General features: G+C 41.4%; 1 protein-coding gene. It reads left to right on the forward strand.

Translation table 11 applies throughout. From position 1 onward, the window contains the following. A partial coding sequence (locus AOA60_RS32925) for a hypothetical protein (protein ID WP_218240965.1) occupies positions 1–244 on the forward strand: 244 nt, incomplete at both ends.

Consider the following 244-nt stretch of genomic DNA (forward strand, 5'->3'; position numbering starts at 1 on the left):
GGATATGATATTAGTGCTTCTGGAAGTCAACTGCACCAGCTTGCTGTAAGACCAGAGGATCAACAATCAATTTCCGTTAACATTGATGTTCCTCTAGAGATTGAAGAAGGAGATTACACTTTTACGATGGTAGCTACCTCGAATGAAGGATTATCTGAAAATCTACCAATCACATTGACCGTGTCAGAAGGCGGAACGTTTGAGACCGAACTCACTACTGAACAAGCTAATTTAGAAGGGGATG

This window comes from Pseudomonas sp. 2822-17, assembly GCF_002742485.1.
Lineage (GTDB): Bacteria > Pseudomonadota > Gammaproteobacteria > Pseudomonadales > Pseudomonadaceae > Aquipseudomonas > Aquipseudomonas cyclaminis.